Origin of the sequence: Thiomonas sp. FB-6, assembly GCF_000377645.1 — a bacterium.
Classification (GTDB): Bacteria; Pseudomonadota; Gammaproteobacteria; order Burkholderiales; family Burkholderiaceae_C; genus Thiomonas_A.
This window is the reverse complement of record NZ_KB898480.1, coordinates 66,788-90,525: the sequence shown is the minus strand read 5'-3', so window position 1 is coordinate 90,525 and position 23,738 is coordinate 66,788. Positions and strand designations below refer to the sequence as shown.

The 23,738-nt window shown below is 70.9% G+C and carries 23 protein-coding genes and 1 tRNA gene; 15 read left to right on the top strand and 9 right to left on the bottom strand.

What is annotated here, in order from left to right; translation table 11 throughout:
• Nucleotides 1–33 precede the first annotated feature (33 nt).
• The 6 genes from D466_RS0110215 (at nt 34) to D466_RS0110190 (ending at nt 2,987) form a co-directional block, all read left to right on the top strand.
• Nucleotides 34–840 (top strand): cytochrome c1, encoded by an 807-nt coding sequence (locus D466_RS0110215; RefSeq protein ID WP_018913622.1) that lies wholly within the window; start codon nt 34–36, stop codon nt 838–840.
• Nucleotides 841–961: 121 nt separating this feature from the next.
• A complete protein-coding gene (locus D466_RS0110210; protein ID WP_018913621.1) occupies nt 962–1,573 on the top strand; it encodes a glutathione S-transferase N-terminal domain-containing protein in 612 nt (203 codons plus the stop codon).
• A 24-nt stretch (nt 1,574–1,597) separates the two neighbouring features.
• On the top strand, nt 1,598–2,158 hold the full coding sequence (locus tag D466_RS0110205; RefSeq protein WP_018913620.1) for a ClpXP protease specificity-enhancing factor: 561 nt from the start codon (nt 1,598–1,600) through the stop codon (nt 2,156–2,158).
• Between the two features lie 31 nt (nt 2,159–2,189).
• Nucleotides 2,190–2,265 (top strand) — tRNA-Thr (locus D466_RS0110200).
• Between the two features lie 125 nt (nt 2,266–2,390).
• Entirely contained in the window at nt 2,391–2,669 is a 279-nt protein-coding gene (locus tag D466_RS0110195; RefSeq protein WP_018913619.1) for a type II toxin-antitoxin system RelE/ParE family toxin, read from the top strand.
• A gap of 9 nt (nt 2,670–2,678) precedes the next feature.
• Nucleotides 2,679–2,987 carry a HigA family addiction module antitoxin gene (locus tag D466_RS0110190; RefSeq protein WP_018913618.1) on the top strand — a complete coding sequence of 103 codons (309 nt, stop codon included), beginning with the start codon at nt 2,679–2,681 and terminating at the stop codon, nt 2,985–2,987.
• A 120-nt stretch (nt 2,988–3,107) separates the two neighbouring features.
• On the opposite strand, the gene D466_RS21355 is transcribed toward D466_RS0110190, so the two are convergent.
• Nucleotides 3,108–3,308 (bottom strand): DUF1778 domain-containing protein, encoded by a 201-nt coding sequence (locus D466_RS21355; protein ID WP_018913617.1) that lies wholly within the window; start codon nt 3,306–3,308, stop codon nt 3,108–3,110.
• 23 nt (nt 3,309–3,331) lie between these two features.
• A complete protein-coding gene (locus D466_RS0110180) occupies nt 3,332–3,658 on the bottom strand; it encodes an EthD family reductase (protein WP_018913616.1) in 327 nt (108 codons plus the stop codon).
• A gap of 144 nt (nt 3,659–3,802) precedes the next feature.
• On the opposite strand from D466_RS0110180, the gene D466_RS0110175 reads away from it, so the two are divergent.
• The 4 genes from D466_RS0110175 (at nt 3,803) to D466_RS0110160 (ending at nt 9,204) form a co-directional block, all read left to right on the top strand.
• Nucleotides 3,803–4,621 carry a hypothetical protein gene (locus D466_RS0110175; protein WP_156004169.1) on the top strand — a complete coding sequence of 273 codons (819 nt, stop codon included), beginning with the start codon at nt 3,803–3,805 and terminating at the stop codon, nt 4,619–4,621.
• 132 nt (nt 4,622–4,753) lie between these two features.
• Nucleotides 4,754–5,686, top strand: coding sequence for an EamA family transporter RarD (gene rarD / locus D466_RS0110170; protein WP_038165928.1), 933 nt, complete (start codon nt 4,754–4,756; stop codon nt 5,684–5,686).
• Nucleotides 5,687–5,898: 212 nt separating this feature from the next.
• A complete protein-coding gene (locus D466_RS0110165) occupies nt 5,899–7,542 on the top strand; it encodes an acyl-CoA synthetase (RefSeq protein WP_018913613.1) in 1,644 nt (547 codons plus the stop codon).
• Between the two features lie 27 nt (nt 7,543–7,569).
• The gene (locus D466_RS0110160) at nt 7,570–9,204 is read left to right on the top strand and encodes a PAS domain S-box protein (protein ID WP_081629912.1); all 1,635 of its coding nucleotides are present in this window, start codon (nt 7,570–7,572) and stop codon (nt 9,202–9,204) included.
• Between the two features lie 43 nt (nt 9,205–9,247).
• On the opposite strand, the gene D466_RS0110155 is transcribed toward D466_RS0110160, so the two are convergent.
• From D466_RS0110155 to D466_RS0110140, 4 genes are all read right to left on the bottom strand, one after another.
• Entirely contained in the window at nt 9,248–11,047 is a 1,800-nt protein-coding gene (locus D466_RS0110155) for a cation:proton antiporter (protein ID WP_018913611.1), read from the bottom strand.
• 73 nt (nt 11,048–11,120) lie between these two features.
• A complete protein-coding gene (locus D466_RS0110150) occupies nt 11,121–11,576 on the bottom strand; it encodes a prenyltransferase (RefSeq protein WP_026285122.1) in 456 nt (151 codons plus the stop codon).
• Nucleotides 11,577–11,703: 127 nt separating this feature from the next.
• A complete protein-coding gene (locus D466_RS0110145; RefSeq protein WP_018913610.1) occupies nt 11,704–12,789 on the bottom strand; it encodes a YeiH family protein in 1,086 nt (361 codons plus the stop codon).
• A 122-nt stretch (nt 12,790–12,911) separates the two neighbouring features.
• Nucleotides 12,912–15,593: a bifunctional acetate--CoA ligase family protein/GNAT family N-acetyltransferase gene (locus D466_RS0110140; RefSeq protein ID WP_026285120.1), complete on the bottom strand. Its 2,682-nt coding sequence runs from the start codon at nt 15,591–15,593 to the stop codon at nt 12,912–12,914.
• 72 nt (nt 15,594–15,665) lie between these two features.
• Between D466_RS0110140 and D466_RS0110135 the strand changes: the two genes are divergently transcribed.
• From D466_RS0110135 to D466_RS0110115, 5 genes are read left to right on the top strand one after another with little or no spacing between them, the layout of a single operon-like run.
• A complete protein-coding gene (locus tag D466_RS0110135; RefSeq protein WP_018913608.1) occupies nt 15,666–16,100 on the top strand; it encodes a gamma-butyrobetaine hydroxylase-like domain-containing protein in 435 nt (144 codons plus the stop codon).
• Complete coding sequence (gene ubiE / locus D466_RS0110130) at nt 16,090–16,830, top strand: bifunctional demethylmenaquinone methyltransferase/2-methoxy-6-polyprenyl-1,4-benzoquinol methylase UbiE (RefSeq protein ID WP_018913607.1); 741 nt, start codon at nt 16,090–16,092, stop codon at nt 16,828–16,830. The genes D466_RS0110135 and ubiE overlap by 11 nt, the downstream gene beginning before the upstream one ends.
• A 7-nt stretch (nt 16,831–16,837) precedes the next feature.
• The gene (locus tag D466_RS0110125; protein ID WP_018913606.1) at nt 16,838–17,512 is read left to right on the top strand and encodes an SCP2 domain-containing protein; all 675 of its coding nucleotides are present in this window, start codon (nt 16,838–16,840) and stop codon (nt 17,510–17,512) included.
• A gap of 6 nt (nt 17,513–17,518) precedes the next feature.
• Nucleotides 17,519–19,096, top strand: coding sequence for a ubiquinone biosynthesis regulatory protein kinase UbiB (gene ubiB, locus D466_RS0110120; RefSeq protein ID WP_018913605.1), 1,578 nt, complete (start codon nt 17,519–17,521; stop codon nt 19,094–19,096).
• 49 nt (nt 19,097–19,145) lie between these two features.
• On the top strand, nt 19,146–19,940 hold the full coding sequence (locus D466_RS0110115; RefSeq protein WP_018913604.1) for a type III pantothenate kinase: 795 nt from the start codon (nt 19,146–19,148) through the stop codon (nt 19,938–19,940).
• Here the strand turns inward: D466_RS0110115 and hslU are convergent.
• From hslU to D466_RS0110100, 3 genes are all read right to left on the bottom strand, one after another.
• Nucleotides 19,928–21,232, bottom strand: a complete 1,305-nt coding sequence (hslU, locus tag D466_RS0110110; RefSeq protein WP_018913603.1) for an ATP-dependent protease ATPase subunit HslU — start codon at nt 21,230–21,232, stop codon at nt 19,928–19,930. The two genes, D466_RS0110115 and hslU, sit on opposite strands and share 13 nt — an antisense overlap.
• A 25-nt stretch (nt 21,233–21,257) precedes the next feature.
• Complete coding sequence (gene hslV / locus D466_RS0110105) at nt 21,258–21,794, bottom strand: ATP-dependent protease subunit HslV (protein ID WP_018913602.1); 537 nt, start codon at nt 21,792–21,794, stop codon at nt 21,258–21,260.
• Nucleotides 21,795–21,857: 63 nt separating this feature from the next.
• Complete coding sequence (locus D466_RS0110100) at nt 21,858–23,720, bottom strand: STAS domain-containing protein (RefSeq protein WP_018913601.1); 1,863 nt, start codon at nt 23,718–23,720, stop codon at nt 21,858–21,860.
• Nucleotides 23,721–23,738 lie beyond the last annotated feature (18 nt).

The following is a 23,738-nucleotide window of genomic DNA, read 5'->3' as shown; positions in this document are numbered from 1 at the left end:
CCGCCACCCCACGCCGCTTTCCAAGGCCGCACCATGCCCTTCGACCTGCTTGACCGCGCGACGCGCCCGGCGGCGCTGCTGCGCGCGCTGCTGCTGTGCCTGCCCCTCCTGCTGGGCCCGGCCGGCGGCGCCCGCGCCGACGCCGCGCCGCGCCTGATGCACGCTCCCTACCGGGTTGGCGACATGCGCTCGCTGCAAAGCGGCGCGCGCCTGTTCGTCAACTATTGCCTGAACTGCCATTCCGCGCAGTTCATGCGCTACGAGAAACTTCGCTCCATCGGCCTGAGCGCGGCGCAGATCCAGGCCAACCTGATGTTCACGGGGCAGCGCCTGGGCGAGACCATGACCGTGGCGCTGACCCCCGAGCAGGCGCAGGCCTGGTTCGGCGCCGTGCCGCCGGACCTTTCGGTGATCGAGCGCGCGCTGGGTTCGGAGCAGGGCTCCGGGGCCGACTTTCTCTACACCTACCTGCTGAGCTTCTACCGCGACGCCTCGCGCCCGACCGGCTGGAACAATCTGCTGGTGCCCGGCGTGGCCATGCCCAACCCGCTGTGGCGCCTGCAGGGCGAGCGCGCGGCGCGCATGCGCCTGGAAGCCGACCCCGGCGACCCCGCCGCCCGGCGCGAGGTGTTCCTGGGCTGGCAGCAGCTGCATGCGGGGGTCTTGCCGGAAACGAGGTATGATTCACAGATTGCCGATCTTGTCGCCTTCATGCAGTGGATGGCCGAGCCGGCGCAGATCGAGCGCAAGCGTATCGGGGTCGTGGTCCTGCTGTTCCTGGCGGTATTCACCTTCATCACGTGGCGGCTCAAGACCGAATACTGGAAAGACGTGAAGTAGTCCGTCCCGCGCACGGCACGCGTGCCCCCGCCCTGGCGTGGCACGGCCCTGCGCAACCACCGAAGCCTGTCCCCGGGGGTGAGTCAGCTCACTCCCTTTGCTTTTTCAGGAGTCGCATCTCATGATGGTGCTTTATTCCGGCACGACCTGCCCGTTCTCGCAGCGTTGCCGTTTCGTGCTGTTCGAAAAGGGCATGGATTTCGAGATCCGTGACGTCGACTTGTTCAACAAGCCCGAGGACGTCAACGTCATGAATCCCTACGGCCAGGTCCCGATCCTGGTCGAGCGCGACCTGATCCTGTACGAATCGAACATCATCAACGAGTACATCGACGAGCGCTTCCCGCACCCGCAGCTGATGCCGGGCGACCCGGTGGCGCGCGCGCGGGTGCGTCTGTTCCTGTTCAATTTCGAGAAGGAACTGTTCGTGCATGTAGGCACGCTGGAGGCGCGCGCCACCAAGGCCAACGAGAAGGCCATGGAAAAGGCGCGCTCGGCCATCCGCGACCGCCTGACCCAGCTCGCCCCGGTGTTCACCAAGAACCGCTACATGCTGGGCGACGAGTTCTCCATGCTCGACGTGTCCATCGCGCCGCTGCTGTGGCGCCTGGACCACTACGGCATCGACCTGCCCAAGTCGGCGGCGCCGCTGGCCAAGTACGCCGAGCGCATTTTCCAGCGCCCGGCCTACATCGAGGCGCTGACCCCGTCCGAGAAGGTGATGCGCAAGTAAGTCCGCGCGCCGCTGGAGGCCACCATGACCGACACCGCCGAGGGCTCCACCTCCACCAAGCCCTACCTGTTGCGCGCCCTGTACGAATGGTGCTGCGACAACGGCTTCACGCCCCACCTGGCGGTGCGGGTCGACTCCAGCGTGCGCGTGCCGCGCGAGCACGTGCGCAACGGCGAGATCGTGCTGAACATCAGCTTCGGCGCGACCAGCGGCCTGAACATGGGCAACGACGAGATCAGCTTCCGCGCCCGCTTCGGCGGCGTCGCGCGCGACATCGTCGTGCCGGTCAGCCACGTCAACGCCATCTACGCCCGCGAGAACGGCCAGGGCATGGCCTTCCCGGTGAGCCACCCCGACGCCGGGGAGCCGGGCGAGGCCGCGCCCGAGTCCACCCCGGCCGAGGCCGCGCCGCAAGCCGCGCCCGCCCCGGCGCCTGCGCCCGCCGCGCCCGCGGCCGGCGCCCCGCGCCTGCACGCGGTGCCGCCTTCCGGATCCGAGGGCGCCGCCGGGCGCAAGGGGCCGGACGACGACGAGCCCGAGCCTCCCCCGCGCGCTCCCGGCTCGCATCTCAAACGGGTCAAATAGGGCGCCGCCACGCGCCCCCCGAGCCTTTCCGGCCGCTTTAGCTCAGCTGGTAGAGCAACCGCCTTGTAAGCGGTAGGTCGTCCGTTCGAGTCGGACAAGCGGCACCAGAGAACGATTGCCGGCTGGGCGCGCCCGCGCGCCGTGGCGCCGCCCGACCGGTCGCATCTCCACGAAGAATGCCAGCGAATACCATTCTTCTTGACAGGTTCTTTGATACGGAACATCATGCGCCATGATCCAGTCGTTCGCCTGCGCGCAGACCGAGGCGCTGTTCCACAGCCAGCCTGTGCCGCGGTCCAGGAACTTCGAGCGGGTCGCCCGGCGCAAACTGCTGCAGCTGCACGCTGCGACCATGCTGGAGAGCTTGCGCGTTCCTCCGGGCAACCATCTGGAGGCCTTGAAGGATGACCGAAGAGGGCAGCACAGTATCCGCATCAATGACCAGTGGCGCGTGTGCTTCGTTTGGAAGAGCGACGGCGCCCACCAGGTCGAAATCGTGGACTATCACTGAGAATGGACGATGACCAAGCTGCTTGACGAGATCCACCCCGGCGAGGTGTTGCTGGAGGACTTCATGAAGCCCATGGGCATCAGCGCCCGGCAACTTGCTGCCGACATCGACGTGTCGCCCAGCCGCATCAGCGAAATCGTCCACGGCACGCGTCCCATCACGGCCGACACGGCGCTGCGCCTGGGCCTGTTTTTCAGCATGGAGCCTCGGTTCTGGCTGAACCTGCAGACCGAGTACGACATGCGGATGGCCGTGCGCGAGACGAAGGCGGCCATCGAGCCGCGCATCCGCGTGTTCCACGCGGATGCTGCCTGTTGACCTGCGGAGTACCGATCGCTCGAGCGCTCGCCCGTAGAACGCGCAAGCGTTCCTCTACGAACTGCTTGGGGCCAGACTGCCGCAGTCCACAGCCCTAACCGGGGGCATGGCGGGGGTCCATCACAGCGCCGTCTTCCGACGGTAGTTCCGCACCGCCTTCTGCAGGCGCGTGCCTGGCTCGGCCGGCGTCAGCAATGCATGCGCGAAGGCGGCCTGTTCTTCGCGCGACAGGCGGATGAGCTCATGCTCCCGCACGATCTTCGCGGCGGCTTCCTGGGTACTTTCGATGACGAGTTCGCTCAGGCTGCGACCCGTCAGCATGGGCGCAACGGTTCCCCGTGGATTCAGGGGGCTGAGCGCTCGACCACGAGCTCGCTGATCTGGACCACCGGCACGATGTCCGTGTAGTTCTTGATGTCGTTCAGGATCTCGGCGCCGTGCTCCTGCAGCGCGGCACGGTAGCCTTCAGCCGATTCGCAGATGAACGCGCACATGGCGACGAAGGCGGGCGGCGTACCGGGCGATCTGCCGGACAGGCCCTTTTCGACGGTGTAATAGTTGCAGGCGCCACCCAACCACGCTTTCATCAGCGGCATGTGGCGGTCGCGGTAGTAGGCGTGGTCGAAGCGGGCGCCTTCGGTGTATGGGTACATCACGCTGACCTTGATCATGTGGCTCTCCTTGTCATGCGGGCTTTCGTTCCTGTGAGATTCTGCCCGACCGGCAAGTGGCGCGGGCAAGCTTGAGAGCAGGATTCGCCCCCCTCTTGCCTGCGGGGTCGGAACTTTGCCATGAGCAGGCGGATCCAAGGGCTCATGCCATTCGTGCTCGTTTCATCCACTGACTTTTCCTGCGAGCACAGGCGGGTCCTGCTGGGCATGGTTCGCTCCTTCGGGAAGCTCTCGACCCACACCGGGATGGTCTGTGGGGTCAAGGACGTGGAGTCGCGCCATTTGGCGGCCACGGATGCCTTCGCGAGACTTGTCGGGCTGACCCGCGGTGGCGAAGTCGCAGGGCGTCTGGACGGGGACATGCCATGCGCGGGAACCGCGGAGTTCGCGGAACACTACCGAAGGGAGGACCTGCGGCTGCTGCATGGCTCGGACCTCGATGCGCGAGTCTCGGTACTCAACGTTCACCGCTATGCGAGCGGCACGGCGGCTTTCGTATTCGAGAAGTCCCTGCTGAAACATCGGCCGACCTGCGAAGTGCCGGGAACCGTCTACTGCGCGTATCCCGCGGACGTCAGCCATTTCCTTCGGTTCTTCCCGGCTTCCCTCGGGCCCTGCGCGACCGGGTGCCCGATGCGTTGCACACCCGCCGCTCCGTCCCTGCACGGGGTCGCGCTCAGCGAATATGAACACCTGGTGTGCTTCCTGTTGGCTAACGGCTGGAGCTTTGCGGAAACCGCCGAGTTCATGAACCGGGCCCAGCCAGGGCGTACGCGCAGGAGCGCCGACACCATCCACAAATGCAAGAACCGCATTTGCGAACGCCTCGGCAGGAACTCGGACAGTCGGGGCTTTCGTCGCCTCCTCGCCGACGCGGGCTTGGCCGGAGCGGCGCCGCGCCCCTTGTTCGAGCTTCTGCTCGGCTCCAGAACCCTGCCGGACTGCACGAAGAGGCAACGCTGAAGCGACCCGCGATCCATGCTGTTCGCAGGGTCGAATTCCCCCAATCCAGAAACATGGACTTGCGAGCCCAACGCTGCCGACCATAAGGTCCACGCATTCCCTCTCCGCTAGCTCGTGCTTGGGAGCGCAATCATGAAATCCACATCCAGTATGTCCCGAGAATCACCCGGCATCGCCTATGCATGCGCCGCCTACGCGCTCTGGGGCCTGTATCCGCTGTACTTCAGGTTGCTGCAACACGTTCCGTCGATCGAGATCCTCGCGCACAGGGTAGTCTGGTCGTTGCCAGTGGCGCTTGCCGTGGTGGCCTGGGGAGGCGACTGGCGCTGGCTCGCCCGTCTGCGCGAAAGACCGGCATTGCTCGCGCACTTCGGCGCCGCCGGGCTGCTCCTGGTGTGCAACTGGGGGGTGAACATCTGGGCCGTCAACCATGGGCATGTGGTCGATGCCAGTCTGGGTTACTTTCTGAATCCCCTGCTCACTATCGGCTTGGCCACGCTCGTGCTCCGCGAACCGTTGAGCCGTGCACAGCGCGTAGCCATCGCTCTCGCCATGGCCGGAGTCGGGTGGATGGGCGTGGCGCTTGGCGTTGCGCCCTGGATCGCCGTTGCGCTCGCGTCGAGCTTCGCAGGCTACAGCCTGTTGCGCAAGACCGCTCCGCTGGGCGCCTGCGAGGGGCTGGCGCTGGAGACAGCGCTGGTGTTTCCGCTCGCCTTCGCGTACCTGGCCTTACTGGGCGCGCAGCATGCGAACGCCTTCGTCGCCGCGACTTCTGGCGATCGCCTGATGCTGGCCGCCGCAGGGCCCGTGACAACCATCCCCTTGCTGCTGTTCGCGGCCGGTGCGCGGCGCATCCCGCTGGCCATGCTCGGGATCCTGCAGTACGTCACGCCGACCATGCTGCTCATCCTGGGAGTCGCGCTGTACCACGAAGCCTTCGATGCGGTCCACGGCGTCGGCTTCGGGCTGGTCTGGGCCGGCATCGCCCTCTACCTGGGCGATCGCGTGCTCCCGCGCAAGGGCGCGCCGACCCGGCCCGCGGTTCGCGACGTCGGCGATTCCTGATCCTCCTGCACGAGTTCGCGGTGTCGTCGCCTTCGAGGTGAGCGTGATCCAGAGCCGCAACTGCCCTGGCTGCTCCGACTGAATTCCTCCGCAGATTCGTCGATTCGTGTCCTCCACCGCACAAAGCTTGCCCAAACCCTCTGGCGCCTCGGCCTGAGTCGGGATACAAACGAAGCAAAACGGCCCTTTCGGCCCATCGAGGAAGCTCGCCCATGCTCGACGCAGATCTGCGCCCCAACGCGGCCAATCACCGGCCGCTGACTCCCATCCAGTTCCTCGAGCGCGCCGCGGCGGTCCACCCGCGGCGCCTGGCTGTCGTGCACGGCGCGTTGCGCCGGGACTGGGGCGAGGTGGGCCAGCGCTGCCGGCGCCTGGCCAGCGCGCTGCGCAAGCGCGGCCTGCGCCCGGGCGATGTCGTGGCGGTGATGCTGCCCAACGTGCCGGCGATGGTGGAGGCGCATTTCGGCATTCCCATGGCGGGCATGGTGCTCAACACCCTGAACACCCGGCTCGATCCGGAGGCGCTGGCCTACATGCTGTACCACGGCGGCGCCCGCGCGGTGCTGTGCGACCCGGAATTCGCGGGCACCATGGGCGAGGCGCTGGAACTGGCCGCGGCCCAGGGCCTGCAGCGCCCCTTGCTGGTGGACGTGGCCGAGACCCAGTTCGACGTGGGCGGCGCCAGCCTGGGCGGGGTGGACTACGAGGAGCTGCTGGCCGAGGGGGATCCCGCCGAGCTGCCGCCCGGGGTGGACGACGAGTGGGCCTCGATCGCGCTGAACTACACCTCGGGCACCACCGGCAAGCCCAAGGGGGTGGTGTATTCCCACCGGGGCGCGCATCTGAATGCCGTGTCCAACGTGCTGGAATGGGACATGCCCCAGCACCCGGTGTACCTGTGGACCCTGCCGATGTTCCACTGCAACGGCTGGTGCTTTCCGTGGACCATCGCGGCGCGCGCCGGAGTCAACGTGTGCCTGCGGCGCGTGGACGCCGCGGCGATCCTGGGGCTGATCCGCGAGCACCGGGTCACGCATTACTGCGGCGCGCCCATCGTGCACGGCATGCTGGTGAACGCGGCCCCCGGGCTCAAGGCCGGCATCTCCCACCAGGTGCGTGCGATGGTGGCGGGTGCGGCGCCGCCCGCGGCGCTGATCGAGGGCCTCGAATCCATGGGCTTCGATCTCACCCACGTCTACGGGCTCACCGAGGTCTACGGCCCCGCCTCGGTGTGCGTGAAGCAGCAGGCCTGGGAAGGGCTGCCGCTGTCCGAGCGGGCGCGGCTCAACGCCCGCCAGGGCGTGCGCTACCACCTGCAGGACGGCGCCACGGTGCGCGACCCCGACACCCTGGCCGAGGTGCCCCACGACGGCCAGACCATGGGCGAGGTGATGTTCCAGGGCAACATCATGATGAAGGGCTACCTGGGCGACCCCAAGGCCTGCGATGCGGCCTTCCGCGGCGGCTGGTTCCACACCGGGGACCTCGCGGTGGTGGACCCGGACGGCTACATCAAGATCAAGGACCGCAGCAAGGACATCATCATCTCCGGCGGCGAGAACATCTCCAGCATCGAGGTGGAGGACGTGCTGTACCGCCACCCGGCGGTGATGGTGGCCGCGGTGGTGGCGCGGCCCGACCCGAAATGGGGCGAGACCCCCTGCGCCTTCGTCGAGCTCAAGGCCGGCGCCATCGCCACGGAGGCCGAGATCATCGCCTTCTGCAAGGAGCACATGGCGGGTTTCAAGGCCCCGCGCAAGGTGGTGTTCGGCGAGTTGCCCAAGACCTCCACGGGCAAGATCCAGAAATTCGTGCTGCGCGAGCGTGCGCATTCGCGCGACGCCATCGACGTGTGACCGGATGACGCTCGCGCACGACGACCCATGAAGGCCCTGCCCCGGGATGCCCGAAACGCGCGCGGCATGGCGCGGCGCGATTTCGCATGGAGGCCGTCGACCATGGTCGCGGCCTACGCCGCCGCCGCCAGCCTGTGGATCCTGGTGTCGGACCGCATCGTGCGCGTTTCGGTGGGCAGGCCCGGGCTGGCCGAGACCTTCGATTCACTCAAGGGCCTGGCCTTCGTCGCGATCACCAGCGCGGTGCTGTACCTGCTGCTGCGCCACCTGGGGCGCGAGGCGCTGGCGCGCCGCGTGCTGCCGACCACGGTGTTCGACTCGGCGGGATTCGGCATCGCCATCGCCGACGCGCGCAGCAACCGGCTGATCGCGGTGAACCGGGCCTTCGCACAGGCGCGCCAGCGGCAGGCCGGCGAGTTCGCCGGCCTGCCGCTGGCCGTGCTGTTTCCGCAGGAGCGTCAGGGCGACCTGCAGCGCCTGCTCGACGGCATCGGGGTGGGTGAGCATGGGGTGATCGACAGCGAGCACGTGCGCGCCGACGGCTCGCGATTTCCCGTGCGCATCGACGCCACCGTGGTGCGCGATGCCGAGGGGACGGCGCAGCATCGCATCGCCTTCGTGTTCGACCTCAGCGAGAGCCGCGCGATCGAACGGGCGCTGGCCGACAGCGAGCGGCGCTACCGCGACCTGTTCAACCAGTCGCCCATCGGCAAGCTGGTCTGCGACGGCGAGCGCATCGTCATGGCCAACCAACGCGCGCTGAGCATGTTCCGCGCCGGGTCGGCCGCGCAACTCGTGGGCCGCAGCCTGCTGGACCTCGTTCCCGAAGCGCGCCGCGCGGCGGTGCTCGAGCGCCTGGAGCGCTTCCAGGCCACCGGCGAGGTGCTGCCGCTGCAACAGGACCGGGCCCGGCGCCTGGACGGGCAGGAGATCGACATCGAACTCACGGCCTCGCCGCTGCGCGAGGGCGGGCGCCGGCTGTTGCACGTGATCGTGCAGGACGTCAGCGAGCGCCGCGCGCTGGAGCGCGAGGTCATCGAGATCAGCACCGCCGAGCAGGCCCGTATCGGCCGCGAGATCCACGACGGCATCTGCCAGCAACTGCTGGCCATCGACCTGATGGTGCTGGGCCTGGAGCGGCGCCTGGCGCGCGGCGGCGCCGATGCGCAGACCCTGGAGTCGCTGCGCCAGGTGGCCGCGCAGATCGAGCAGGCGCTCGCCCAGGCACGTGCGCTGGCCAATGGCAGCGCGCCGGTGCACATCGACGCCGGCTCGCTGCGGACCAGCCTGGAGGCCATGGCCGCGAGCGCGTCCTCCAGCCACGGCCTGCCCTGCGTGCTCGAGTTCTCGGGCGATGCCGGAGCCCTCGACCAGGTCACCGCGACCCATCTGTACCGCATCGCGCAGGAAGCGGTGGTCAATGCCGCCAAGCACGCGCAGGCCACGCGCATCGACATCCGCTTCGACGCGCAGGGCGCGGCCTTCGGCCTGCGCGTGAGCGACGACGGCGTGGGCCTGCCGGACACGGCCCCGGCCTGGGGCCACCTGGGGCTGTCGATCATGCGCTACCGTGCGCGCATCATCGGAGCCTCGCTGAGCGTGGTTTCGCGGCCCGGTGCGGGTACCGAGGTGCGTTGCGAGCGCGCCGGCGCGGCGCCCTGAGCCGTCCGCGGCTGCCGCGGGGCCGAGGAGGACGCGGACGGCTTCAATCCAGCTCGGCCGCCGGGGCCTGTTCCTGCGCCTGGACCTGCGCGGCCCGCAGGCGCAGGCGCGCGTCGTTCTGCAGGATGTCCTCGAGCTCGGCCCCGGCCTGGCGGGACAGGGCGATGAGCGCGGCCTGGTCGTGATAGACCGCCTGCTGGCGATCGAGCAGGCGCAGGTCGTGCTGGGTGAACACCGTGGCGAAGGCCTCCACGTCCAGCGCGGGCTCCACCAGCTGCAGCGCGTGCTTGCCCATGTCCACGCTGGAACCCCAGGTCTCGCGCATGACTTGCTGGATGCCGAGCTCGCGCAGGCGCATCATGTGCGTGCGGTTGCGCGCGCGCGCCAGCACGGCAACCTCGGGGAAATGCCTGCGCAGGAGCTCGGCGATCTTCACGCTGGCCTCCACGTCGTCGACCGCCAGCACGAACAGGCGGGCCGCTTCCACGCCGGCCGCGCGCAGCAGGGGCAGGCGACTGGCGTCGCCGTAGTAGATGGTGTTGCCGAAACGGCGCACGAAATCCACCTGCTCGGCGCTCGCGTCCAGCGCCGTGAAGGGAACTCCGCGCGCATTGAGCATGCGCCCCACCACCTGGCCGACGCGGCCGAAGCCGGCGATAACCACCGGGCGTCCCGGCTCGTCGATGGGGCTGAAGGGAGGGGCCTCGCGCGAGCGCGCCCAGGGCAGCAGCAGGCGGTCGTGGGCGATCACCGCCAGCGGGGCCAGCGCCAGGCTCAGCGCCACCGCGGCGGTGAGCAGGTCGGCCGTTTCGGGGGCCAGCAGGCTGCCGCGCGCCGCGGCGAACAGCACGAAGGCGAATTCGCCGCCGCAGGCCAGCAGCACCGCCAGCGAACGCGCCACGGCCGGCTCACCGCCCGTGGCGCGGCGCACCGCGTACAGGCTGAACGCCTTGAGCAGCACGATGCCGGCGCCCAGGCCGCCGATGAGCAGCGGATGCGCCGCCAGCAGGGCCAGCGGAATGCCCATGCCCACGGCGATGAAGAACAGCCCGAGCAGCAGGCTCTCGAAGGGCTCGATGGCGGCTTCCAGCTCATGGCGGAACTCCGAATCGGCCAGCAGCACGCCGGCCAGGAAGGCGCCCAGCGAGGCCGACAGGCCCACCGCGTTCAGGGCCACGGCGATGCCCACCGCGCCGAGCAGGGCGGCGGCGGCGAAGAGTTCGCGGTTGCCGCGCCCGAAGCGGGTCACGTAGCGGAACATGGTGGCCAGAACCGGGCGCCCGGCCACCGCAAGCAGCCCCAGCGCGGCCAGCGCCGCCCAGCCCGGGGCGCGGCCGGCTCCGCCAACCACCGACAGCAGCGCCAGGATGGGAATCACGCTCACGTCCTGGAACAGCAGGATGGCGAAGGCCTCGCGTCCCTGGCGCGTGGTGAGTTCGCGGCGCTCGGCCAGCAGCGGCAGCACGTAGGCGGTGGAGGACATGGCCAGCGCCACCCCCACCAGCGCGGCGCCCGGCAGCGCCAGCCCGGCCAGCAGCGCGAGGGCCGCGACCGGCAGCGCCACGCCCGCCATCTGCAGCAGGCCGAGGCCGAAGACCTGGCGCCGCAAGGCCCACAAGCGCGTGGGCTTGAGTTCCAGGCCGATCAGGAACATCAGCAGGGTCACGCCCAGTTCGGCGGTGTGCAGCACGGCCTGGGGTTGCGAATCCACGTGCAGCCCGTAGGGGCCCACGGCGATGCCGGCGATCAGGTAGCCCAGCAGCGAGCCCAGCCCCAGGCGCTTGAACAGGGGCACCAGCAGCACGGTGGCCGCGAGCAGGGTGAGCACGGCGGTGGCGGACATGCGCGGATGGTAGAGCGAAGGAGCGCGCCGGGCCTCGCGGCGCGCGCCGGACCGCCGGGCCGGGCGCGGTGGGTCAGGCCTTGGGCGGCGGCCTGCGCCGGCCGCGCAGCATGCCGAACACCAGGTAGCCCGACACCAGCAGGAACAGCCCGGCCAGGGCGGCCTGCCCGTAGCCGGCGAAGCCGGAGGGGTTCTTCCAGCGGTGCTGGATCACCTCGTGCGCCAGCGCCTGCACCTGGGGCGCTGGCGCGAAGCCCAGCGTGGGGTCGAGGCGGCGCGCCCGCTGCAGTTCGTCCTCGGCGAGGGGCCATTTGCCCTCGGCGGCCAGCAGGCGCGCGTCCAGGTAATGGGCGCGCGCCGAATCCGGCTGCGCGGCCAGGACCTGGGCGACGGCGTGGTCGGCCTGGTTCAGGTGGCCTGCGTGCAGCAGCGCATCCACCTGGTCCAGGGTGGCCGCGTGCGCGGGGCTGCAGGCCAGCCAGGCGGCCAGTGCGATGGGGGCGAACAGCCGGGACGCTGGCGTGGGCATGGGGAAGGCGGAGGATGCGGCCGGGGCAGGGCCGAGGGGGGCGGGAAGGCGCACGCGCGGCGGTAGACGCAGGCGCTCGACCATCGACCTTACTACAGGAGGGCCGGCCGGGTCGAGCCTCTGGGCCTCAGCGCGGCCCCAGCTGCAGCAGGTGGATCAGCGCCCAGGACACCAGGCCCAGCACCAGCAGCGACAACGACACCACCGCGGTGACCCGCGGCCCGGCCTTGGCGATGGCGCGCAGGTCCACGCCCAGGCCCAGCGCCGCCATGGAGACGATGGTCAGCCAGGTCGAGGCCACCGACAGCGGCGCCAGCAGCCCGGTCGGGATCAGGTTCGCCGAGCGCAGCGCGACCAGGCCGAGGAAGCCGACGATGAACCAGGGCAGCAACTGGCCCGGCGAGGGCAGGCGCCGCGCCGCCGTCTTCCCGGCGTGGTCCGCGCCGGGCGCGCCGCGCCGGGCGGCCAACGACAGCGACAGCACGACGGGCCCCAGCATCAGCACCCGCACCAGTTTGACGAAGGTGCCCACCTGCGCGGCGACCTGGCCCACCGGCGCCGTGGCCGCCAGCACCTGCGGCACGGCGTACACGGTCATGCCGGCGAACACGCCGAACATGCGGGGGTCCATGTGCGCCGCCGAGGCCAGCAGCGGCAGGCCCAGCACCACGGCGACGCCGAGCACCGCGGTGAAGGCGATGGAGGCGCCCACGTCCTCGCCATGCGCGCCGATCACCGGAGCCACCGCGGCGATGGCCGAGTTGCCGCAGATGGAGTTGCCGCAGGCGATCAGGGTCGACAGCTGGTGCGACAGGCCGAACAGGCGCCCCAGCGCGTAGCTGGCGCAGATGGCCAGCACCACCACCAGCGCGATACCCGCGATCAGCCCGGCGCCAGCCTGCAGGATCATGCGCGCGCTGATGGAGGCGCCCAGCAGCACCACCGCGATCTCGAGCAGGGTCTTGGCGCTCAAGCGGATGCCCGCGGTCCAGCGCGGCCCCGGGGCCCACAGGGTGCGCAGCGCGGTGCCCAGCAGGATGGCCAGCACCAGGGCTTCCAGCCAGGCGCGGCCCAGCCAGCGTGCTTCGAGGGCCTGCAGGCCCATCGCCGCGGCGGTGACTGCCGCGCACAGCGCCAGACCTGGCAGGACGCCCAGCGCGGCGGCACGGCCGGGTGGGCGCAGGAAACTGAAAACGTAGGGACCGGAGTTCATGGGGAGGATTCTCCCCGGGGTGTCTTGACCTGTAAAACGAATTGTTTCGCTTCTACCTATCGATTAAATCGATTCATGGCACGGAAAGCGCGGGCGCTCTCCGTGGGCGCGCGGGCTGGGGCCTACAGCGCGTGGCGCACCAGGCGGAAGTCGGGGTCCTCGGGGTAGGCTTCGACGACGAAGCCCAGGCCGCGCATGAGCTTGAGCATGGCCGGGTTATTGCTCAGCACCAGCCCTTCCATGGTCTTGAGCCCGCGCTCGCGGGCCACGTCCATGATGCCCTGCATCAGGCGCGAGCCGATGCCCTTGCCGTTCCACTCGTCGGCCACCACCAGGGAGAACTCGCAGCTGCTGCGGTCCGGATTGGTGATGTAGCGCGACACGCCGATGATGCGCTCGTGTGCCGGCGCATCGGACGCGGCGGGGTTGGTTTCGTGCAGCACGGCGACCAGCGCCATCTCGCGGTCGTAGTCGATCAGCGTGAAACGCGCCAGCATCGACGGAGGCAATTCGGCGCGCGACGAGACGAAGCGGAAATAGCGGCTTTCCGGCGACAGGTTCTGCACCAGTTGCTGCAGCAGCGCGCCGTCGCCGGGGCGTACCGGGCGCAGCAGGTACTCGCCGCCGCCGGGCAGCGGCTGCACCTGCTCGAAACGCGCCGGGTAGGGCAGGATGGCCAGGTGGCGGTAGCGGTCGGCGCTGCCGGCCATGGCCAGCTGGGTGCCGTCGACCACGATGCGTGCGTCCACCGCCACGGCGCCGTGTTCGTCGACGATGACCGGGTTGATGTCCATTTCGCGCAGCTGGGGCAGCTCGCACACCATCTCGGACACGCGCAGCAGCAGCTGCTCCAGCGCCTCCAGGCTGGCCGGCGGCGCGCCGCGCCAGGCGCCCAGGGTCTCGGCCACGCGGGTGCGCTCGATCATGTGGCGCGCCAGGAAGGGGTTGAGCGGGGGCAGTTCCATGGCGCGGTCGCCCATGAGCTCGACCAGCACGCCGCCGGCGCCGAACACGATCACCGGGCCGAAGGGGTCGTCGGTGACCATGCCGACGAAGACCTCGCGGCCGCGGCGCGCGGCGGCCATCTTCTGCACCGTCACGCCGTGGATGCGCGCGCCCGGCTGCAGGCGCGCCACGGTGCGCATCATCTCGTCGAAGGTGTCGCGCGCCTGTGCGCCGCTGGCGACGTCGAGGGCCACGCCCTGCACGTCGGACTTGTGGCTGATGTCGGGGGAGTCGATTTTCATCGCCACCGGAAAGCCCATCTGGCTGGCCAGGAGCATCGCCTCGTTGCCGCTGCGCGCCAGCGCCGCGTGGGTCACCGGGATGTGGAAGGCCGACAGCAGCGCCTTGGACTCCATCTCGGTGAGCACGGTGCGGCGCTCGGCCAGCACGCCCTCGATGACCAGGCGCGCGCATTCCACGTCGGGGGCACGCAGGTCGCTGAGCGGCGGCGGGGTCTGCTGCAGCAGTTGCTGGTTGCGGTAGAAGGTGGAGATGTTGCCGAAGGCGCCGACCGCGGCTTCCGGGGTGCGAAAGCTCGGGATGTCTGCGGCGCGCAACGCGGCCCGCGCCGGCTCGGGCGTGGCGTCTCCCATCCAGCAGGCCAGCAGCGGCTTGCCGAACTGGCGGCGCGTCGCCGCCACCGCCTCGGCGGCGGCCAGCCCGTCGCTGCCCGCCTTGGGCGAGTGGATGGCCAGCACGCCGTCGATGGCGCGGTCCTGCGCGGCTGCGTGCAGCGCGATGCGGTAGTGCTCGGCCTGCGCGTCCTCGGACAGGTCCAGCAGGTCGCTCAGCGAGGCCAGCGGCGGCAGCTGCGGGCGCAGCGCCGCGGCGGCGCCGGCATCCAGGCGGCCGAGTTCGAGGCCGATCTCGTTCATCCAGTCGGCCGCCAGCACGCCGGGGCCGCCGCCGTTGGTGACCACCGCCAGGCGCCGCCCCACCGCGCGGTAGCGCGAAGCCAGGCATTTGGCGGCGGAAAACAGCTCGACGAAGGAGCGCACGCGCACCGCCCCGGCGCGGCTGAGCGCCGAGTCGAACACGTCGTCGCTGCCCACGCTGGCGGCGCTGTGGGTCTGCGCCGCCTCGCCGCCCGCTGGGCGCCGCCCGGCCTTGAGCACGATCACCGGCTTGGCGCTGGCGGCCATGCGCAGCGCGCTCATGAAGCGCCGCGCGTTGGTGATGCCTTCCAGGTACACGATGATGCTGTGGGTCTGCGCGTCGTTGGCGAGGAAGTCCAGCGCGCCATCGATGCCCACGCAGGTATGCGGCCCCACCGAGATCAGGGACGAAAAGCCGACCCGATTCTCCAGCGCCCAGTCCAGCATCGAGGCGCTGAGTGCGCCCGATTGCGACACCAGGCCCAGCGGGCCCGGCTGGGCGAGGGGCCCGCAGGCGCTGGCGTTGAGCCCCGCGGCCGGGCGCTGGAAGCCCAGGCTGTTGGGCCCGAGCAACTGCAGGCCCTCGCGTTCGGCGATTTCCCGCAACTGGCGGGCGCGCTGCGCGTCGATGCCATGGGAAACCAGCAACGCGCTGGCGCAGCCCATGCGCGCGGCCAGCTCCAGCGCCTCGGCCGCCTGCTCCTGCGGCAGCGCCAGCACCGCCAGGTCGGCATGCGCATGGGAAAGTTCCTCCAGCGTGCCGCTGGTGCGCAGGTCCACGAAGTGCAGGCGCCCCTGGTAGGCGCCGTGGCGCAGCGCCTGCTGCACGGCCAGCGCGGGGCTGTCGCCGGCCTGGCCGTCGGCGGCGCCGAAGACCACGATCGACTCGGGGGCGAACAGCGGCTTGAGGTAGTGCTTGTCCATGTCCGGCATTGTGCGCCGCAGCCAGGGCGCCGGGCCAGTCGCATAATGCACTTTCCGCCGATCTCTTGCGCCATGACCAAGTCCGTCCCACAACCCACCGAGCTGACCGTGCACCGGGGCTCGCGCGTGCTGGAAGTTGCCTTCGACGACGGCGCCCGCTACCGGATTCCCTTCGAGTTGATGCGGGTCTACTCCCCGTCGGCCGAGGTGCGCGGCCATGGCCCCGGCCAGGAGGTGCTGCAGACCGGCAAGCGCGAGGTGCTGGTGGATGCGCTGGAGCCGGTGGGCAACTACGCCGTGCAGCCGAGCTTTTCCGACGGGCACGACAGCGGCATCTACACCTGGGAATACCTGTATTTCCTCGGCCAGGAGCGCGAGCGCCTGTGGCAGGAATACCTGGAGCGCCTGCAGCTGGCCGGCGCCGACCGCGACGCGCCGATGCAGGGCGCCGGTTCCGGCTCCGCTTCGGCCTGCTCCTCACACCAGGGAGGACGACATGCCCACTGAGCCGACCACGCATTTCGGCTTCGAGACCGTCGCCGAGAGCGAGAAGGCCCGGCGCGTGGCCGAGGTCTTCGACTCGGTGGCCCCGCGCTACGACCTGATGAACGACCTGATGAGCGCCGGCCTGCACCGCGCCTGGAAGGCCTTCACGGTGCAACTGGCCGGGCTGCGTCCGGGCCAGCGGGTGCTGGACGTGGCCAGCGGCACCGGCGACCTGGCGCTGGCCTTCGCGCGTCGCGTGCAGCCTGGCGGCATGGTGGTGGCCACCGACATCAACGGCGCCATGCTGGCCGAGGGCCGGCGCCGCCTGCTGGACGCCGGCGTGTGCGTGCCGGCCGTGCAGTGCGACGCCGAGCGCCTGCCTTTCGCCGACGCCAGCTTCGACCGCGTCAGCGTGGCCTTCGGGCTGCGCAACATGACCCACAAGGAGGCCGCGCTGGCCGAGTTCCGGCGCGTGCTGCGTCCGGGCGGCAAGCTGATGGTGCTGGAGTTCTCCCGACCCTGGGAGGCCGTACGCCCGCTGTACGACTGGTATTCCTTCCGGGTGCTGCCGCGCCTGGGCAAGCTGGTCGCCGGGGATGCGGGCAGCTACCGCTACCTGGCCGAGTCCATCCGCAAGCATCCGGACCAGGCCACGCTGAAGGCGCTGATGGAGCAGGCCGGTTTCGTGGGCGTGCAGTGGTACAACCTGAGCGCGGGGGTGGTTGCGCTGCACGTGGGCATGCGGGGCTGAGCGACCGATGGCCGAAACCAGCGCCACGGCCGGCCCCGCGACGGGCCGCGCCTTCGCCGATGCGCAACGCCAGGTGCTGCGCGCCCTGGCCGCTGTCCTCGACCACCTGCTGCAACAGCAGCCCGAGGGCCGCCGGCGCCTGTTGCCGCATGCCGGCAAGACCCTGGAACTGCGCGCCGGCGCGATCAGCCTGCGCTTCGGCGTGAGCGAAGACGCGCGGCTGCTGCCCGCGGCGCCGGAGCCCGCCGCCGAGCAGGGCCTCGCCCCGCCCGCGCTGCGCCTGGACGTCGACGTCGCGCGCTGGCTGTCCGCGCAGTTGCGCGGCGGCGCGGAGGCGGCGCTGGGAGGCGTGCGCATCGCCGGCGACGCCGAGTTCGCACAGGCGGTGTCCTGGCTGCTCGGCCACCTGCGCTGGGATGCCGAGGCGGACATGGCGCGGGTGGTGGGCGACGTGGTCGCGCACCGCGCCGCGCGCGCCGCCGGCGCCGCCGCCGCGCGCGCGCGCGCCTTCGCGCGGCGCGCCGAGACCGACGCGCGGGAGTGGTTGCGCGAGGGGCCGCGTGCGGTGGTGGGGCGCTGGGAGCTGCAGTCCGCCGCCGCCGACGTGGCGCGCCTGCGCGATGCGGCGGCTCGCCTGGAAAAGCGCGTCGACGCCCTGCGTCGGCGCCTGCACGGAGCCTGAGGCCGCATGCGTCGCCTGCTGCGCCTGCTGCGCATCCTGCTGGTCGCGCACCGCTACGGGCTGGACCAGCTCGTGCTGGGCGGCTTCAAGCACCGCTGGCTGCGCGCGCTGGCGCGGGTGCTGGCGCTGGGGCGCGACCTCGGCACCCCCCGCGGCGTGCGCCTGCGCCTGGCGCTGCAGAGCCTGGGGCCGATTTTCGTGAAGTTCGGGCAGATGCTGTCCACGCGCCGCGACCTGCTGCCGCTGGACATCGCCGACGAGCTGGCGCTGCTGCAGGATCGGGTTCCGCCCTTCGATTCCGAGGTCGCGGTCGGGCTGATCGAGAAGGCGCTGGGGGGGCCGCTGGAGCAGTGCTTCGAGCAGTTCGAGCGCACCCCGGTGGCCAGCGCCTCCATCGCGCAGGTGCATTTCGCCACGCTGCCCGCGGCCGCCGGGCGGGCGCACGACACTCCGCGCGACGTGGCGGTGAAGGTGCTGCGCCCGGGCATGCTGGCGGTCATCGACCAGGACCTGGCCCTGATGCGCCTGCTCGCCGGCTGGGTGGAGCGCGCCTGGGCCGACGGCAAGCGCCTGAAGCCGCGCGAGGTGGTGGGCGAGTTCGACAAGTACCTGCACGACGAACTCGATCTGGTGCGCGAGGCCGCCAACGCCGCGCAGCTGCGGCGCAACATGGACGGCCTGGGCCTGGTGCTGATCCCGCGCATGGTGTGGGACCTGTGCCGCCCCAGCGTGATCGTGATGGAACGCATGCGCGGCGTGCCGATCAGCCAGATCGAGCGCCTGCGCGCGGCCGGCGTGGACATCCGCAAGCTGGCGCAAAGCGGCGTGGAGATCTTTTTCACCCAGGTATTCCGCGACGGCTTTTTCCACGCCGACATGCACCCCGGCAACATCATGGTCAGCCTGGAGCCCGAGACCTTCGGCTGGTACATCGCGCTGGACTTCGGCATCATCGGCACGCTGTCGGCCTTCGACAAGGACTACCTGGCGCAGAACTTCATCGCCTTCTTCCAGCGCGACTACCGCCGCGTGGCCGAGCTGCACCTGGAGTCGGGCTGGGTGCCCGCCGACGTGCGCGTGGAGGAACTCGAGGCGGCGGTGCGCACGGTGTGCGAACCCCAGTTCGAGCGCCCGCTGAAGGACATCTCGCTGGGGCAGATCCTGATGCGCCTGTTCCAGGTCTCGCGCCGCTTCAAGGTCGAGATCCAGCCGCAGCTGGTGCTGCTGCAGAAGACCCTGCTCAACGTCGAGGGCCTGGGGCGCCAGCTCGACCCCGAGCTCGACCTGTGGAGCACCGCGCAACCCTTCCTGCGGCGCTGGATGCGCTCCCAGGTGGGCTGGCCGGCGCTGCGCGAGCACCTGCGCCGCGAGGCACCGCGCTACGCGCAGTACCTGCCCGCGCTGCCGCGCCTGGCCCACCAGGCGCTGGAGCACTCGCTGGGCGGGCGCGAGCGCGAGCTGCAGCGCCAGTTGCTGGCCGAGCAGCGGCGCACCAACGCGCTGCTGCAGGGCCTGGTGGGCTTCGGCCTGGGGGTGCTGGCGGTGCTGCTGGTGATCGCGCTGTGGGATCTGCACCCGTTCTGAGCTAAGGTAGCGCCAAGTTCCGTAGCGCCCACTTCCGCCCCGTCACGCCATGGCCCTGCTGCTGCTCGATCTCGGCAACACCCGCCTGAAATGGGGCGTGTGCCCATGCACCTCCGACGCGGCGCCGCAGCCCGTGCCGGCGCACGCTGCGATGCCCCTGGAGTCCATCGAGACCCTGGCCGAAAGCGTGCGCGCGCACGGCGGCGCCAGGCTGCACGCGGCTGTGGGCTGCGCGGTGGCCGGCGCGGTGGCCACGATGCGCGCCGAGGCGCAGTTGGCGCGCCTGGGGCTGCGCTGTCACTGGATCCATTCGCTGCCCCAGCAGTGCGGCGTGCGCAACGGCTACACCACGCCCAGCATGCTCGGCGCGGACCGTTGGGCCTCGCTGGTCGGCGCGCGCCTGCGCCACCCCGGCCGGACCGTGCTGATCATCAGCGTGGGCACCGCGGTGACCATCGACTGCCTGGCCGCCGACGGGCGATTCCTGGGCGGGGTGATCCTGCCGGGCTTCGGGCTCATGCTGCGGGCGCTGGAAATGGGCACCGCGGGGCTGAAGGTGCCCGAGGGCGAACTGCGCGAATTCCCCAACAACACCAGCGACGCGCTGATGACCGGCGGCGCGCTGGCCATCGCGGGCGCCGCGCGCCAGATGCACGAGCGCCTGGGCCGCGTGGAGCAGCGCGCGCCGCTGGTGCTGCTGACCGGCGGGGCCGCGCCCAAGCTGGAGCTGGCGCTGGGCTTGCCCCACGAGAGCATCGAACACCTGGTGTTCGACGGCCTGCAGGGCATCGCGGCCGAACTCGGGCTGGCCTCGCCCGCGCGCGTGCGCAGCTACAGCACGTAGCGCGACAGGTCCTGGTCGCGCGCGATCTCGCCGAGCTGGCGCTCGACGAATTCCGCGTCGATGCGCAGGCTCTGGGGCCGGCTGCCGTCGGCCTGGAAGGAAATTTCCTCCAGCAGGCGCTCGAGCACCGTGTGCAGGCGCCGCGCGCCGATGTTCTCCGTGCGTGCGTTCACCGCATGGGCGATCTCGGCCATGCGCTCGACACCGTCGGGCGCGAACTCCAGGTGTATCCCGTCGGTGGCCAGTAGCGCCTCGTACTGCTTGACCAGGCTGGCATCGGTGGTGCCCAGGATGGCCACGAAGTCCTGCACCGACAGGCTGTCGAGCTCGACGCGGATGGGGAATCGCCCTTGCAGCTCGGGAATCAGGTCCGAGGGCTTGGCCACGTGGAAGGCGCCGCTGGCGATGAACAGCACGTGGTCGGTGCGCACCATGCCGTACTTGGTGCTCACCGTGGTGCCCTCGACCAGCGGCAGCAGGTCGCGCTGCACGCCCTGGCGCGACACGTCGGCGCCGTGGGTATTCGAGGAGGCGGCGATCTTGTCGATCTCGTCCAGGAACACGATGCCGTGCTGCTCGGCCAGCTGCACCGCGCGGGTCTTGATCTGTTCGTCGTCGAGCAGGCGTGCCGCCTCCTCCTGCTGAAGCGCTCGCAGCGCCTCGCGCACCTTCATCGCGCGCCGGCTGCTGCGCCCGGGGCCCTGGCCCATGCCGGCGAACAGGCCCTTGAGCTGCTCGGCCATCTCCTCCATGCCGGGCGGGGTCATGATGTCCACGCTGGGCTGGGGCCGCGCCACCTCGATCTCGATGTCGCGATCGTCGAGCTGGCCCTCGCGCAGGCGCTTGCGCAGCACCTGGCGCGTGCTGGAGTCGGCCGCCACGCCGGGCAGCAGCGCATCGAGGATGCGCTCCTCGGCGGCGTCCTCGGCCTGCGCGCGGTGCGCCTGCATCGCCTGCTCGCGCACCAGTTTCACGGCCACCTCGACCAGGTCGCGCACGATGGTGTCGACGTCGCGCCCGACGTAGCCCACCTCGGTGAACTTGGTGGCCTCGATCTTCACGAAGGGAGCATGCGCCAGGCGCGCCAGACGGCGCGCGATCTCGGTCTTGCCGACCCCGGTGGGGCCGATCATCAGGATGTTCTTGGGCGTGATCTCGTGGCGCAGGGGCTCGGCCACCTGCTGGCGGCGCCAGCGGTTGCGCAGGGCCACCGCGACGGCGCGCTTGGCCTGCGCCTGGCCGACCACGTAGCGGTCGAGTTCGGAGACGATTTCTCGCGGGGTCATTTCCATCGCAGTCTCGCGGGGCTGCCGCGCATCAATCGAGGGTTTCGATGCGCAGTTCGTGGTTGGTGTAAATGCACAGGTCGGCGGCGATGTGCAGCGAGCGCTCCACCACCTCGCGTGCCGCCAGCTCGGTGTTCTCCAGCAGCGCGCGCGCGGCGGCCTGCGCGTAGGCGCCGCCGGAGCCGATGGCCAGGATGCCCTGTTCGGGCTCCAGCACGTCGCCGTTGCCGGTGATCACCAGCGAGGCGCTGGCATCGGCCACCGCGAGCATGGCCTCCAGCCGACGCAGCGCGCGGTCGCTGCGCCAGTCCTTGGCCAGTTCCACCGCGGCGCGCACCAGCTGGCCATGGTGTTCCTGCAGCTTGGCCTCGAAACGCTCGAACAGCGTGAAGGCATCGGCGGTGCCGCCGGCGAAGCCGGCCAGCACGCGCCCGTCGTGCAGCTTGCGCACCTTGCGCGCGCTGGCCTTGATCACCACGTTGCCCAGCGTGACCTGGCCGTCGCCGCCCAGGGCCACCTGCGCGCCGCGGCGCACGCTCAGAATGGTGGTGCCGTGATATTGTTCCATGCATGGAGCATAAGGCTTCGCGCGGCCCGCGGCAGGGCGTGGCCCGTATCGGGGGCCGCGGACTCAGGTCTTGCGCAGCTCGACCTGCGCCACCGAGCTGATGCCGAGGATGGCGAACAGTCCGGCGATCAGCCGGTGGGTGCCCTCGAAGCGCACGGAGCGCCCGGCGCTGCTTTGCGCCATCACCCAGTTCAGCACGATGCCGGCGCTGGCGAAATCCAGCCGGCGCAGCGCGCTGAGGTCGATCAGCACCGCGGAGCGGCCCGCGGCGGCTTCGTCCAGCGGCTGCAGGAAATCCTCGCTGCCGCCGCGGATCTCGCCGTCCAGGCGGGTCAGGGCGATACCGTCCATCTCGCTGTTGGCGAAGCGAGTGGCCACGCGGCCGCTGGCCTCGCCGCCGCGCGTGCTGCCGCCCGTCGCGGCGGGCTCGGAGCCGGTGGTCAGGCGCACGCGGGCGCGGCTGGGCTCCCACGACGGGGGCGAGATCTCGTAGGTCACGCAGTAGTCCAGCGCGGTGGCTTCGTAGGCTTCCTGGGCCCCGGCAAGGCGCAGCGCCTCCAGGCGCGCGTTCCACCAGGCCGCATCGCTGTCGCGCTGCATCGCCGGCGACTGGGCCGCGCAGGCTTCGAGCAGATGGTCCAGGCCCGCGACCTCCACCTCGCAGCCGCTGGCGGCGTTGAGCACCTTGAAGGCCTCCGCCAGCGCCTGCTCGGCCCCGGGCGCGGCGGCGGTCAGGGCGTTGAAGTCCAGGCTGACGCTGGCCGCGCCGCCGCGCGCCAGCTGCAGCAGCGTGCGCGCCTGCGCGGCGTCGAGCTCGCCCAGCGCGGCGAACGAAGCCTGCGCGGTGCCGGCCGCGCCAGAGCGGGTCTGCGCCGCGGGAGCGGCGGCAGCGGCGGAGCCCCAGGACGGCGCCGAGGACTGGAAGCGATCCAGGTAGTCCACCACCAGCGCCTCGAAGCGCTGCATGTCGCCGCTGGCGCGGTACAGGTCGAACAGCGCCAGCCAGAATTCATTCTCCAGCTTGCGCTCCGGCGAGCCGGAGATGGCCTCCAGCAGCGCGCGCTCGGCGCCCTGGTCGTTGCCGTTGGCGAAGTCCATGCAGGCCTGGTCGAACAGCGGGCTGGAGGACACGCCTTCCTGCACGTCCACCGCCATCGAGCGCGTCGGGTCGCTGGGCTGGGAACTGCGCAGCCACGCGGACTCGCCCGACAGCGGCGACAGGGGAGGCTCGGTGGTGGCCACCGCGCCCAGGCGCGTGGGCGCAAGCTGGGTGGCGTCGATCTGCGTCGGGTCGATGCGCGTGGCGTCGCCGGGCGCGGGCAGTCCGGCATCCAGCGGGTCGGCGGCCAGGCGCGTGGGCTCCAGGTGGCCGGCGGCCATCTGCGTGGGAGCCAGCCGGGTCGGCGCGGGAACGGTCGCCTGCTCGGCCCCCGCGCGCGGCGGCAGGCGGCTGGCGGTGTTGGTGGAGGCGAAGCTCAGCGGCTGGGTGCTCAGCGGCGGCGGTGCCGGCGGCCGGGTCATCTGCGCGGTGGGTGCCAGCGACGCAGGCCGGGGGCGGGATTCGGCGGTGGAGTCCTGCGCCATCGCCCGTTCGATCTCGTTGATCTTGCGCAGCGTGGCCTCGCGCTGCGGAGCCTTCGGGGCGCCGACGCCGGCGCCGGTGTCGGGCAGGTCGGAGAACACCAGGTCGGGGGCCTCGCCGCTGGCCTGCTGCTTGCGCAGGCGCCTCAGCGCGGCCAGCTCGCGCTTGCGGATGAAGGCGTCGAGCTTGCGTTGTTCCTCGCGCGCGCGCTGATGCTCCTGCTCCTGCTGTTCGCGCAGCGCGTTCTCATGGCGCGTGAGCGCCCAGTCCTGGGTCGGATTCTTGACGAACTCCGTGACCCGGCCCCAGAAAGTGCGCTGCTTGGGAGATGCTTCGTCGGCCATGGGCGGTGCGGGGCGGCT

What these genes read in the sequence shown, in the direction of transcription:
- D466_RS0110175 (WP_156004169.1), top strand. Translation starts at nt 3,803, where the DNA reads ATGCCATTCGTGCTCGTTTCATCCACTGACTTTTCCTGCGAGCACAGG.
- D466_RS21355 (WP_018913617.1), bottom strand. Translation starts at nt 3,308, where the DNA reads ATGCTGACGGGTCGCAGCCTGAGCGAACTCGTCATCGAAAGTACCCAG.
- rarD (WP_038165928.1), top strand. Translation starts at nt 4,754, where the DNA reads ATGAAATCCACATCCAGTATGTCCCGAGAATCACCCGGCATCGCCTAT.
- D466_RS0110215 (WP_018913622.1), top strand. Translation starts at nt 34, where the DNA reads ATGCCCTTCGACCTGCTTGACCGCGCGACGCGCCCGGCGGCGCTGCTG.
- D466_RS0110115 (WP_018913604.1), top strand. Translation starts at nt 19,146, where the DNA reads ATGGCCCTGCTGCTGCTCGATCTCGGCAACACCCGCCTGAAATGGGGC.
- hslV (WP_018913602.1), bottom strand. Translation starts at nt 21,794, where the DNA reads ATGGAACAATATCACGGCACCACCATTCTGAGCGTGCGCCGCGGCGCG.
- D466_RS0110155 (WP_018913611.1), bottom strand. Translation starts at nt 11,047, where the DNA reads ATGTCCGCCACCGCCGTGCTCACCCTGCTCGCGGCCACCGTGCTGCTG.
- ubiE (WP_018913607.1), top strand. Translation starts at nt 16,090, where the DNA reads ATGCCCACTGAGCCGACCACGCATTTCGGCTTCGAGACCGTCGCCGAG.
- D466_RS0110150 (WP_026285122.1), bottom strand. Translation starts at nt 11,576, where the DNA reads ATGCCCACGCCAGCGTCCCGGCTGTTCGCCCCCATCGCACTGGCCGCC.
- D466_RS0110165 (WP_018913613.1), top strand. Translation starts at nt 5,899, where the DNA reads ATGCTCGACGCAGATCTGCGCCCCAACGCGGCCAATCACCGGCCGCTG.
- D466_RS0110210 (WP_018913621.1), top strand. Translation starts at nt 962, where the DNA reads ATGATGGTGCTTTATTCCGGCACGACCTGCCCGTTCTCGCAGCGTTGC.
- D466_RS0110135 (WP_018913608.1), top strand. Translation starts at nt 15,666, where the DNA reads ATGACCAAGTCCGTCCCACAACCCACCGAGCTGACCGTGCACCGGGGC.
- hslU (WP_018913603.1), bottom strand. Translation starts at nt 21,232, where the DNA reads ATGGAAATGACCCCGCGAGAAATCGTCTCCGAACTCGACCGCTACGTG.
- D466_RS0110145 (WP_018913610.1), bottom strand. Translation starts at nt 12,789, where the DNA reads ATGAACTCCGGTCCCTACGTTTTCAGTTTCCTGCGCCCACCCGGCCGT.
- D466_RS0110100 (WP_018913601.1), bottom strand. Translation starts at nt 23,720, where the DNA reads ATGGCCGACGAAGCATCTCCCAAGCAGCGCACTTTCTGGGGCCGGGTC.
- ubiB (WP_018913605.1), top strand. Translation starts at nt 17,519, where the DNA reads ATGCGTCGCCTGCTGCGCCTGCTGCGCATCCTGCTGGTCGCGCACCGC.
- D466_RS0110190 (WP_018913618.1), top strand. Translation starts at nt 2,679, where the DNA reads ATGACCAAGCTGCTTGACGAGATCCACCCCGGCGAGGTGTTGCTGGAG.
- D466_RS0110205 (WP_018913620.1), top strand. Translation starts at nt 1,598, where the DNA reads ATGACCGACACCGCCGAGGGCTCCACCTCCACCAAGCCCTACCTGTTG.
- D466_RS0110140 (WP_026285120.1), bottom strand. Translation starts at nt 15,593, where the DNA reads ATGGACAAGCACTACCTCAAGCCGCTGTTCGCCCCCGAGTCGATCGTG.
- D466_RS0110160 (WP_081629912.1), top strand. Translation starts at nt 7,570, where the DNA reads ATGAAGGCCCTGCCCCGGGATGCCCGAAACGCGCGCGGCATGGCGCGG.
- D466_RS0110195 (WP_018913619.1), top strand. Translation starts at nt 2,391, where the DNA reads ATGATCCAGTCGTTCGCCTGCGCGCAGACCGAGGCGCTGTTCCACAGC.
- D466_RS0110125 (WP_018913606.1), top strand. Translation starts at nt 16,838, where the DNA reads ATGGCCGAAACCAGCGCCACGGCCGGCCCCGCGACGGGCCGCGCCTTC.
- D466_RS0110180 (WP_018913616.1), bottom strand. Translation starts at nt 3,658, where the DNA reads ATGATCAAGGTCAGCGTGATGTACCCATACACCGAAGGCGCCCGCTTC.